This is a genomic window from Pseudoduganella sp. RAF53_2 (genome assembly GCF_052113985.1).
In the GTDB taxonomy this organism is placed as follows: domain Bacteria; phylum Pseudomonadota; class Gammaproteobacteria; order Burkholderiales; family Burkholderiaceae_D; genus Rugamonas.
Genome location: NZ_JBFRDW010001029.1, coordinates 1 through 1,262 on the forward strand (window position 1 = coordinate 1; position 1,262 = coordinate 1,262).

Here is a 1,262-nt window from a genome sequence, read left to right on the forward strand (position 1 = left end):
TCGCCAAGCTGCAAGCGCACGCTCAGGAAAGGATAGCGCTTGAGCGCGGCAAGTGTCGCCCAACAGAACGCCAGCCACTTGCCGCGGCCAAGGCGGCGCTGCTGCTTTTCGCGGTCGCGCACAATATCCGGGTACAGGCCGAGGCTGGAATTGTTGAGGAAGATGTGTCCATTCACCTCGCCCACGTCGACCCGCCGGACGGCACCGCGCGCGATCACGTCAATTGCGCTGTCGAGCAGCAGCGGAATCCCCAGATCTCTGGCAAAGTGATTCAGCGTACCCATCGGCAGCACGCCAAACAGTGCCGGGCTATCCAGCACCACGGACGCCACCGCATTGATGGTGCCGTCGCCACCGCCTGCGACCACGGCTTTGACGCCGCGCGCCAGCGCCGAATGCGCGGCGGRCTTCATTTCGTCGCCGCTGTGGGCCAGCACCACGTCAGGCTGCAGGCCATGGACGGCAAACTTGTCATGCAGGGTGCGCACCAGCGCCTCGTCATGCCCCAGGCCGGCGCCCGCGTTGACGATGACGGTGATGCCGCTCACAGCTGTTTTCCGTTTTCGCGGCGGCGGCGCCAGGTGGACACGCCGGTCAGACAGATGGCGAGCCAGGCAACGCCTTCCATCATCGCCGCCAACACATCGCTCAGATAATGCACGCCTAAATACATACGGCTGCATGCGACCAGCAGGACCATCGCCACGGCGCCCGGCACGGCCCACCAGCGCCTGCCTTTCATGACCAGATAGCTGGCCAGTACCCCATAAAACAACGTCGCCGCGGCGGTGTGCCCGCTGGGGAAGCTGTAGGTTGCCAGGGTCAGCAACGGCTCGTCGAAATAGGGACGCGCGCGCTGATAGCTGTACTTCAGTGCGACATTGAGCAACATCCCCGGCGGCACGACGATAAGCAAAGTCAGCAGCCAATAGCGCTCGCCGCGCCGCCATAAATACAGCGCCAGCAGCGATGTCAGCACCAGTATGCCTGCGACGCTATGCATTTGCGTCACCACGAGCATGAAACTCGTCAGTGGTTCGAAGGCATGCAGATGCAGCCACTGCGCCAGGCGCAAGTCCCAGGCGGCGATACCGGCATCGCGCCGCATATCCTCCGCCAGCTCATGAAAGGCGTAGACCGCCACAAACAACAGTACCAGGCCAACGGTCAGGTGCAGGCCCAGCTCCTCGCCGGGGGCCAGCCGGGCAGCCACGAAGCGCTTCAGCTTCTTATAGGCGACCTGGCTCATCGATGTACACAAA

At 63.4% G+C, this 1,262-nt stretch carries 2 protein-coding genes; both read right to left on the reverse strand.

Going from position 1 to position 1,262, the window contains the following annotated elements; all coding sequences use genetic code 11:
* Window positions 1-548, reverse strand: a 548-nt coding sequence (locus AB4Z11_RS32060; protein ID WP_442030264.1) for a diacylglycerol/lipid kinase family protein, incomplete at its 3' end; no start/stop codon positions are given.
* The coding region (locus AB4Z11_RS32065) for a phosphatase PAP2 family protein (RefSeq protein WP_442030266.1) at window positions 545-1,262 on the reverse strand (718 nt) is incomplete at its 5' end. The genes AB4Z11_RS32060 and AB4Z11_RS32065, both read right to left, overlap by 4 nt.